Below are 10408 nucleotides of genomic sequence, written 5' to 3'. Positions count from 1 at the left end.
CAGAATCACTGAAAATGAGCAATACTCATTTTGCTAACGTACATGGATTAGATCACGATAACCTCTACTCTACTCCTTATGATATGGCACTATTAGGCCAAGCTCTAATTCGAGACGTGCCCAATGAATACGCGCTCTATTCTGAACAAAAATTCACTTATAATGGCATTACTCAATACAACCGTAACGGGTTGCTATGGGATAAAAGCATGAATGTGGACGGCATCAAAACCGGTCATACTTCTAATGCAGGCTATAGCCTTGTCAGCTCTGCCACCGAAGGAAAAATGCGTTTAATTGCAGTCGTTATGGGCACTAAAGATATCAATGCGCGCAAAGCAGAAAGTAAAAAACTGCTCAGTTATGGCTTCCGCTTCTTTGAAACCGTTGCACCACATAAAGCAGGCGAAACCTTTGTCGATGAAACCATTTGGATGGGCGATAAATCGACCGTATCACTCGGTGTAAACGAAGATACTTATGTGACTCTTCCTCGTGGGCAAGCAAAAGATTTAAGCGCTAGCTTTGTGCTTGAAAAAGAATTAAAAGCCCCAATTAATAAAGGCGACGTCGTAGGTACGCTTTACTATCAATTACAAGGAAAGGATGTCGCTCAATACTCATTAATAGCACTAGAAGACGTCAAAGAAGGCGGCTTATTTAGCCGTCTTTGGGATTATATTGTGTTGCTATTTAAAGGGCTTTTCTAAACAAGTGTCAATGATAGATGAACGGTTAGCAGTAAATCCCCTCCGTTCATCTCTCTTGCCCAAACTTGAGTTCTTGATTGATTAACTGTACTATTCGCCACCATTTAATTTGATGCCAAACTTGGAGTCTCTACGATGATGACAATAAACTCTGATGCAAAACTGAAAGATCTACTAGAGTTTCCTTGCTCCTTTACCTATAAAGTAATGGGTCATGCGAAACCTGAGCTACCAGAGTTGGTCCTTGAAGTGATTCAACGCCATGCTCCAGGTGATTACAGCCCACGAATCAAACCCAGTGGCAAAGGAAATTATCATTCTGTCTCTGTTACCATTACAGCCACCTCTATCGAACAAGTTGAGACACTCTATCAAGAGCTCGGCAATATCGACATCGTGCGCATGGTACTATAAAACATTGCTATCAATTATTTTTAAATAAAATCAATTATTTTTTAAAGCAGCCTAAGGCTGCTTTTTCTTATTTATCATAAAGTTAAAGTAACCCTACAGAATATAATGTTAAAAAAGCCAGCCAGATGAGTAGTTCAAATGACCTAACAGGTTTATAATCAAAAAACTTTATATATTATGAATGGGCAATCGCAATGGACAATCAACTTGTTATCAGACAATTGGGACGGCAAGATTACTTTCCCGTTTGGCAAGCGATGCACCAGTTCACCAATCAGCGAGATGCAACAACTCGCGATGAAGTTTGGTTCGTTGAACATAATCCAGTGTTCACCCAAGGCCAAGCCGGAAAACCTGAGCACCTTCTCAATCCTGGCGATATTCCGATTGTACAAAGTGATCGCGGCGGCCAAGTCACCTATCATGGGCCTGGCCAACTTGTCGCTTATGTCCTTATTAATCTAAGACGCAAACATCTAGGCGTACGAGATCTGGTTAACCATATTGAACACTTAGTCATTGATACGCTAAATACCTACCACATTGACGCGCATGCTCGAGCTGACGCTCCCGGTGTGTATGTCGCAGAGAAAAAAATTTGTTCTCTCGGTTTACGTATTCGTAAAGGCTGTTCATTTCATGGCTTAGCCCTCAATGTCAATATGGACCTATCTCCTTTCTTACGGATTAACCCCTGTGGTTATCAAGGAATGGAAATGACACAGGTTTCTGACATAGCTGGCCCTCACCGTATTGAGGATGTTGAACAAAATATGATCCAAGAGCTTGTCCGTATATTCGGTTATCAACAAGTCGAATTTAGCACTGAAGCACCTTTGACAGGTAAAATAGCATGAGCAAACCAATTCAAATGGAAAGAGGCGTTAAGTACCGTGACGCCGATAAAATGGCCTTAATTCCAGTTAAGACAATGCCCACCGAGCAGCATGAAGTTTTACGTAAACCGGCATGGATGAAAATTAAATTACCGGCGGATAGCCAACGTATCCAAGATATCAAAGCAGCAATGCGTAAGAATAATCTTCACTCCGTGTGTGAAGAAGCTTCTTGCCCAAACCTCGCTGAATGTTTCAATCACGGCACTGCAACCTTTATGATTCTTGGCGCGATTTGTACTCGTCGCTGCCCCTTCTGTGATGTTGCCCATGGCCGCCCCATCGCGCCCGATAGTGAAGAACCCCAAAAACTGGCCCAAACTATCCATGACATGAAACTCAAATATGTGGTGATCACCTCCGTTGATCGTGATGATTTACGTGATGGAGGAGCCCAGCATTTTGCCGATTGTAACCGGGAGATCCGAGCACTCAACCCAGGCATTCGAATAGAAACACTAGTACCCGATTTTCGGGGTCGCATGGATATCGCTTTAGATAAACTCAATGATAATCCACCCGATGTTTTTAACCATAACCTTGAAACCGCCCCTCGTTTGTATCGTAAAGCTCGCCCCGGAGCAAACTACAAGTGGTCACTTGAACTGTTGAAAAAATTTAAAGAAAGACACCCAGATGTCCCAACTAAATCAGGCTTAATGATGGGGCTTGGGGAAACCAAAGAAGAGATCATTGAAGTTCTCAAAGACTTGCGTGCACACGGTGTCACCATGTTAACGCTAGGCCAATATCTAGCCCCCAGTCGCCACCACTTACCGGTTGAACGCTACGTCCCACCTGAAGAGTTTGATGAGCTAAAAGAAATCGCCCTTGAGCTTGGCTTTACCCATGCTGCTTGCGGGCCATTTGTACGCTCTTCCTACCATGCTGATTTGCAAGCGAAAGGCATGGAAGTTAAATAGATTCATCTGAATAGCAGAAAAGTCGACAAAATGTCGACTTTTTTATTAAACTAAACAAATACATCAATAATAATGATTAGCTTGGGCAGACAGAACATCGCTATCTAGACAATAAGGATCATGCTAATGAATAAAGTCGGCTTTCTTGCTTTACTAGCCGTAGCAGTGACTGCTGGGTGTAGCTCTAATACCCAACAAGATAATTTTCGTGAAGCCTCTTTTGAGCTGTGTAATACCGAAGTGAATATCTATTCGGTCAGTGATGATGGTCGAGTACGTATTGTCTGCGCCGATGGCTCTAAGTTTGCTCTACAAAGTGAAAAGACATTAAACACCATGCGAGATATCAACATTGATTATTGTGATGGTGAAGGGTTAGGTAAATTTAGCGAAAGTAGTAAGTACTATCTTTTTCAATGCAAGTCAGGCACCTTGCTAAGCATTTCAAAATAGTATCGCCAATGATTGACTCATTCGTCTATAAATAAGGCCCGCCAATGCGGGCCTTATTTTCCAATAAAACCACTAGCCGTTATGCGTACACAGGTAAGCGCTTACAAATCGCTAAGACTTTCTGTTTCGTTGCTTCAATCACAGCAGGATCGTTGATGTTATCTAAGACATCACACATCCAGTTCGCCAAATCTTTCGCATCTTGCTCCGTAAAACCACGGCGAGTAATCGCTGGGCTACCAACACGGATACCAGACGTAACAAATGGGCTACGAGGATCGTTAGGTACCGAGTTTTTATTGACGGTAATATTCGCGGCACCTAGCGCAGCGTCAGCATCTTTACCGGTAATATCTTTATCAATCAGATCGACCAAAAATAGGTGGTTTTCAGTACCATTGGATACAATTTTATAACCACGAGCTTGGAACTGGCTCACCATCGCTTTGGCATTTTGTACCACACGAGTTTGATAAGCTTTAAATTCAGGCTCCATCGCTTCTTTAAATGCCACCGCTTTAGCCGCGATTACGTGCATTAGAGGGCCACCTTGACCACCAGGGAATACCGCTGAGTTGAGTTTTTTATACAACTCTTCGCCTGTGTTTGACAAAATCAAACCACCGCGCGGCCCCGCTAACGTTTTGTGCGTTGTTGTGGTGACAACATGTGCATAGGGTACTGGTGTTGGATAAACCCCTGCAGCCACCAAACCAGCAATGTGAGCCATGTCGACAAATAAATACGCATCAATTTTATCCGCAATTTCACGCATCCGTTTCCAATCAACGATTTGTGAGTAAGCAGAGAAACCACCAATGATCATTTTAGGTTTATGCTCAATCGCAAGGGCTTCCATTTCGTCATAGTTAATCTGACCGCTCTCATCAATGCCATAAGGAATAATGTTGTAAAGCTTGCCAGAGAAGTTTACCGGGGAGCCGTGAGTTAAATGACCACCGTGCGCTAAACTCATCCCCAGAACCGTGTCGCCTGGGTTAAGCAGTGCCATATACACGGCACTGTTTGCCTGTGAACCTGAGTGCGGCTGAACGTTCGCATATTCACAACCAAATAGCTGACAAGCGCGATCAATCGCTAATGCTTCTGCTTTATCAACGTATTCACAGCCACCATAATAGCGTTTACCGGGGTAACCTTCTGCGTATTTGTTGGTTAATTGAGAACCTTGCGCTTCCATAACCCGTGGGCTAGTGTAGTTTTCTGAAGCAATAAGCTCGATGTGTTCTTCTTGGCGAAGGGTTTCTTCTTGGATTGCTGCGAATAGCTCCGCATCGTAATCAGCGATATTCATATCACGCTTAAGCATCTGTATCTCCTGACTCAGATTTATCTGAAATTAGCTAAAAACCACACAATGACCCAAACGCAAACGTTTTCGTCACCCTAATGGGGCGCATTCTACCTAATTTGTTCTTTAGCATAAAGCCCAAATCACACAAAATATCATGCAGTTTTTTCATAATGACGGACAAGTTTTTTCATCTTATCGCTTGGGAAAAGCGCACCACTTGTCGAAGTGTCAATTTTACGCTTTACACGCTGTAAAGCGCCAGTGACATAGGTGTACCTTAATTTTGTTCCGCTTGCTACAGAAAATAATGAGTTTTCATTAGTATACCGGATTACTGGTCTAAATAGACCGAATAAGTCGATTTCCTTTCTCACCAACCGACTACGACTTATTTATACATTTTGGCTGATCATCACCCTCGTTCAAGTCGGACAAGGAAAGACCACCAGCCACTATACTCAACTCAAACTGAAAGAATAGGGAACATATTGGTCAATATGGAAAAACATACCCATAAAGAAGATATTATCGCGATGTTAACTGGCACCTTTTTAGTCGCTCAAGGCGTTTTTTTTCTTCAAGCTGGAGAGCTGCTTACTGGAGGAACCGCCGGGCTCGCATTGCTCTTGACCCATTTGCTACCTTGGTCATTCGGCGTTCTTTACTTTATCGCCAATAGCCCATTTTATCTGTTGGCTTGGCGTCGTTTTGGCCGTCGATTTGCTTTAAACAGTGTGATATGTGGTGCTTTGGTCTCTCTCTTCGCCGATCACTTATCGCTATTTATTTCACTCAACACTGTAAATCCCTTTTATTGTGCTTTGGCAGGAGGTTTGCTGATGGGCTTGGGTATGCTGATTCTTTTCCGCCACCGTGCAAGCCTGGGCGGGTTTAATGTGCTTTGCCTATATATTCAAGATCGATATGCTATCTCTGTCGGTAAAACACAAATGGCCATTGATGGGATCATTTTGGCCAGCTCATTATTGCTTGTCTCACCGATTACGATCCTGCTTTCGATTTTTGGGGCATTGATTCTTAATATTGTATTGGCAATGAATCATAAACCCACTCGCTATAAAGTGACTTACCAACCTTAATTCGAAGCCTTCTAGCAGATCTTAAGCCGACGAACATGGTCGGCTCAAGATTTATCATTATCAGCCATTAATGGCTCGCTCTACCTTTCACATCATGGCTTAACGCTTTGTTAAGTTCAGATTCTACATAACCAGGAGAACGAGTCGCTTGAGACAGTAGCCGATACATGGCGGGCACCACAAACAGGGTCACAAACGAAGCAAACCCCATACCGAAGAAAATCACCGTCCCCACCGATACTCGACTTTCATACCCTGCCCCCGTGGAAAGAATCAGTGGAACAGAACCAGCTAAGGTGGTAAATGCGGTCATCAAAATTGGCCTTAAACGGCGTGCAGACGCATCAATAATAGCCTGTTCGAATTCATAACCACGATCTCGCAGTTGGTTGGCAAACTCAACGATGAGAATGCCGTTTTTGGTCACCATACCAATCAGCATAATCATGCCAATCTGACTATAGATATTCAGCCCCTGCTCCATGACAAACAATCCGATGAAACCACCAAACACGCCCATTGGTACGGTAAACATCACCACCAGAGGATTGATAAAGCTTTCAAACTGGGCAGCCAATACCAGATAGGCAACAAGCAGTGCTAATGCAAAAACCACCACAACACTCGATTGATTCTCTTTAAAATCTTTCGATTCGCCTGAATAACTAACGGTAATATCACTGGGCAATAGCTTTATCGCTTTTTGATCTAGAAAGTCCAAAGCTTGGCCTAACGTATACCCTTCGACTAAGTTAGCCGTAATGGTGATTGCTTTTTGCTTATTATAATGGGAAAGCCGAATGGGTGATGCAACCTCTTCAATCTGAGTGATCGTGTCAAGCGTGACTAAATCTCCAGATGAGGTTCTCATATAAATTTGGCTAAGATCGGTGACATTATTAAAGCTATTTTCATCGCCACGTAAGTAGACATCATACTCTTCACCCCGCTCAACAAATGTGGTGACTTTTTTCCCTCCTAACATCACTTCCAATGTTTCGGATAATTCTTGCACGCTAATACCCAACTGTGCAGCTCGTTGTCGATCAACCGACACCACTAATTCAGGCGTTTTTTCCGAATAATTACTGTCGACTCCAGTCATCATGCCGGAGTTGGTTGCTTCTTGCTGCAACTGCTCTGCCCATTTTTGTAACTCCGTATAATCTGCGCCGCCTAACACAAATTGAACGGGTTCACTCGACCCTCCACGAAAACCGGGCATAAATGGAAATACACGCACATCCGGGATACCGTCTAACGCTTGCCGAATTTGCCCAAGCGCTTGTTGTGCGGTGATCTCTCTTTCATTCCAATCATCTAAGATCATGATCACTAAGCCGGTTTGATCCCCAGCATTGCCACCAAAAGCGGGCGATTGGATACTAAATGACTTCAAGAAACCTTGCCCTAGTAAAGGCAATAAACGCGACTCGACCAGATCCATATTGGCTGCCATTCGATTATAACTGGTTGCGTCTGCACCACGGACAAAAGCAAAAATAACCCCTCTATCTTCTGAAGGGGTCAACTGTGCCGGAACCATATTATTTAAGGCATAGCTCCCACTGACACACGCGAGAATAACGATAGGTGCCACCCATTTCCAACGAAGTGCACCTTTCAGAGCAAAGCGATACCCCGACTCTAACCGACTAAACAAACGATCGACCAACAAAGTGAAACGCGCTGGTTTTGTACCACTTTTTAAGATCTTACTGCTTAAGACTGGCGTTAATGTCAATGCGATTAATGATGAAAAAATAACCGCCATTGAGAGCAAAACAGAAAACTCAGTAAACAATAACCCCACCATACCATCCATAAATGAGATGGGTAAAAAAACCATAACTAATACTAAGGTCGTGGCCACCACCGCGAATCCAACTTCTCGAGTCCCTTTATAGGCTGCCAATAGCGGTTTTTCGCCTTGTTCAATATGGTGGTAAATATTTTCCATCACCACAATCGCATCATCGACCACTAACCCAATTGATAAAATCAAAGCCATTAAGGTAATGAGATTAATGGAAAAGCCAAAATAATACGCAGCAATAAAGGATGAAATCAGAGATACCGGTACAGTAACGGCGGGGATCAAAGTTGCTCTGGCTTGTCCAATAAAGATATACAGTACCAACACTACTAATCCACCAGTAATGAATAAAGTGCTGTACACTTCATCAATTGAACGTTCAATAAAAACGGTCGAGTCATAGTCAATGGCGAGCCGCGTTCCATCGGGTAAAAATTGTTGAATACGATCCACTTCTTTGTGAACACGCTGTGCAACATCAAGTGGGTTAGCATCCGATTGTGGCACTACTCCCATGCTCACATTTACCACGCCATCACTTTTAAAGGTCGAATTTTCGTTTTCTGCACCAATAAAAACATCCGCAACGTCTTGTAAATAAATCGGGGAACGATCGCTGGCTTGTTTGATGACTAAATATTGAAAGTCTTCCGGTGTTTGATAACTTCTCGCGGTACGTACCGACATCACCGTCGAATCATTTCGAACTTGTCCACCGGGGCTTTCTATATTTTCTCGCCGTAAAGCATTAGAAATATCAGTGGTCGTGATACCTCGCCCAGCCATTTGTTCAGGCTTAAGACGTACATACATCACTTTATAGAGCCCACCAGAAACATCCACTGAGCTGACACCGCTGATCAAACTAAAGCGATCAACCAATACACGCTCGATATAATCGGTAAGCTGAGTTCGATCCATCGTAGAAGAACTTAAATTGATGTAGACCGAAGCCTGACCAGAACCATTATTTTTAAATACCAGTGGGTCATCCGCTTCTTCTGGTAAAGAACGTTGCGCTCTGGCGACCGCATCACGAATATCACTGACGCCTGTATTTAAATCGTAGCCTAAATCAAAAGTGACGGTAATCCGTGACATACCATTACGGGTTACAGAACTGATTTCATCAATACCACTAATTCCGGCTAATTGGTCTTCCAGAATTGAAGTGATCTGACTTTCGATAATGGTAGCCGAAGCCCCGCTATACCGCGTTGATATTGAAACAACAGGATTTTCAATATCTGGCATTTCTCGAACCGCCAATTTAGAAAAAGAGACAAAACCGAATACGCACAGCAACAAGCTCAGGACTAACGCAGCAACAGGTCGCTTAACCGAAAAATCTGATAACAACATTATTGCTCACCCCTTACCACAGGATACCCCTCTTGGGTCACCTCGGTAACAGATAATCCATCGCGCATATTGACAATACCTTGCACAACAATACGCTGCCCAATCGATAACCCTTTTTCTATCACGACTTGATTTTCGATCCGCGCCCCTAAGAATACCTCGGTTCGGATGACTCGTTGATCGTCACCAAGGACGTATACATAACGTTTCGTGCCGGAATACTCCAAAGCCTGTACTGGAATAATCGGAGCGCTGATGGCGGGAAAATCGATCCGAGCCGAAAGCAACATTCCCGGTTTTAGCTTTCCCTCTTTATTATCAAAGTGAACTCTAACCGGTAAATTGAGGGTGTCTTGATTAATGCGTGAATTGATCGCAACCAAAGTACCGTGAAAGGTTTGATCAGGCCAAGCCGACGTTTGACCTGATACCGACATACCAAGTGACAAACTAGACAAATAACGCTCTGGAATCGAAAGATCCAAGCGCATCAGCGATAAATTATCTAATGTCAGTAATTCACTACCGACATTGACCAACTGACCACGGCTAAAATCAACAAATCCAATCGTACCATCAAAAGGCGCGGTAATATGTAAATCTGCCAATTTTGCCTTGGCTGCATCTAGCCTTGCTTGAGCAATATCGACACTGGCCTTTTGAGCATCTAGTTCCGTTTGAGTAATGGCACTGCGTTTAACCAAACGTTCAAATTCAGCCAACTTACGTTGTTCATCAACCAAATAAGCCTGTGCTTCCGCTAATGCTGCTTGAGCTTTATGGTCATTTAACTTGACCAACAGTTGATCTTTTTTAACGATTTGATTGGTTGCTACAGCGATAAAATCCACTCTTCCTGAAACTTCAGAAGCAATATCAACCGATTGTTCGGCCTGGAGTTTACCCACCAGAGATAAATGCTGTGACACTTGGTGCATCTGTACGCTTTCAATGACCACAGGGACACTTTTAACTTCCTTTGCCGCCAAGGGAAAGAAAATAAAAATAGCCAAGAACGTGCATAGGTAACGAACAAGATATGATAATTTTTTCATGGTTAAGGTCAAACAATAAGAAACTTGCTTTATTGTAACTGGTTATCTTGTAAATAAACGTCAAGTAACGTAAAGATCTCAGAGAAAATCATATGGATAGCTGTCATTTTACCCGCATAATCGTAGCGTAGTTAATAACTTCTGCCCAAAAAGCCAGCATTCAGTTCAAAATCATAAAAAAAGGGTTTACAGTAAGAGCGAGTTTGATAATATGCGCTCCGCAGCTAATTGATGCGTTGGGAAAACGTCGATTAACTTACGTGATGGTCAATGACTATCCGTTAAAACCCCTGGAGGGGTTCCCGAGTGGCTAAAGGGAGCAGACTGTAAATCTGCCGGCTCCGCCTTCGATGGTTCGAATCCG

Annotated in this window: 8 protein-coding genes and 1 pseudogene; 6 read left to right on the top strand and 3 right to left on the bottom strand. The window is 43.2% G+C overall.

The window, feature by feature from the left end:
- The 5 genes and pseudogenes from B7C60_RS19270 to B7C60_RS13200 form a co-directional block, all read left to right on the top strand.
- Window positions 1-710 (top strand): annotated as a pseudogene (locus B7C60_RS19270) (D-alanyl-D-alanine carboxypeptidase); the annotation flags it as partial.
- Window positions 711-845: 135 nt separating this feature from the next.
- Window positions 846-1124 (top strand): DUF493 family protein YbeD, encoded by a 279-nt coding sequence (gene ybeD / locus B7C60_RS13215; protein WP_099612070.1) that lies wholly within the window; start codon window positions 846-848, stop codon window positions 1122-1124.
- 194 nt (window positions 1125-1318) lie between these two features.
- Window positions 1319-1981 (top strand): lipoyl(octanoyl) transferase LipB, encoded by a 663-nt coding sequence (gene lipB, locus B7C60_RS13210; protein ID WP_099612069.1) that lies wholly within the window; start codon window positions 1319-1321, stop codon window positions 1979-1981.
- On the top strand, window positions 1978-2943 hold the full coding sequence (gene lipA / locus B7C60_RS13205) for a lipoyl synthase (RefSeq protein WP_099612068.1): 966 nt from the start codon (window positions 1978-1980) through the stop codon (window positions 2941-2943). Before lipB ends, lipA begins: the two co-directional genes overlap by 4 nt.
- A 126-nt stretch (window positions 2944-3069) precedes the next feature.
- Complete coding sequence (locus B7C60_RS13200; RefSeq protein ID WP_099612067.1) at window positions 3070-3396, top strand: hypothetical protein; 327 nt, start codon at window positions 3070-3072, stop codon at window positions 3394-3396.
- 79 nt (window positions 3397-3475) lie between these two features.
- Here the strand turns inward: B7C60_RS13200 and glyA are convergent, their stop codons facing one another.
- Window positions 3476-4726, bottom strand: coding sequence for a serine hydroxymethyltransferase (glyA, locus tag B7C60_RS13195; RefSeq protein ID WP_099612066.1), 1251 nt, complete (start codon window positions 4724-4726; stop codon window positions 3476-3478).
- A gap of 482 nt (window positions 4727-5208) precedes the next feature.
- On the opposite strand from glyA, the gene B7C60_RS13190 reads away from it, so the two are divergent.
- The gene (locus B7C60_RS13190) at window positions 5209-5811 is read left to right on the top strand and encodes a DUF6198 family protein (protein WP_099612065.1); all 603 of its coding nucleotides are present in this window, start codon (window positions 5209-5211) and stop codon (window positions 5809-5811) included.
- Between the two features lie 67 nt (window positions 5812-5878).
- Here the strand turns inward: B7C60_RS13190 and vexH are convergent, their stop codons facing one another.
- Both vexH and B7C60_RS13180 read right to left on the bottom strand, forming a co-directional pair.
- Window positions 5879-8989 (bottom strand): vibriobactin export RND transporter permease subunit VexH, encoded by a 3111-nt coding sequence (vexH, locus tag B7C60_RS13185; protein WP_099612064.1) that lies wholly within the window; start codon window positions 8987-8989, stop codon window positions 5879-5881.
- The gene (locus B7C60_RS13180; protein ID WP_099612063.1) at window positions 8989-10044 is read right to left on the bottom strand and encodes an efflux RND transporter periplasmic adaptor subunit; all 1056 of its coding nucleotides are present in this window, start codon (window positions 10042-10044) and stop codon (window positions 8989-8991) included. The genes vexH and B7C60_RS13180 overlap by 1 nt, the downstream gene beginning before the upstream one ends.
- Between the last annotated feature and the right edge of the window lie 364 nt (window positions 10045-10408).

It is taken from the genome of Vibrio fujianensis, assembly GCF_002749895.1.
GTDB classification, from domain to species: Bacteria; Pseudomonadota; Gammaproteobacteria; order Enterobacterales; family Vibrionaceae; genus Vibrio; species Vibrio fujianensis.
The sequence above is the reverse complement of the archived record's forward strand: the minus strand, read 5'-3'. Positions and strand labels throughout refer to the sequence as shown.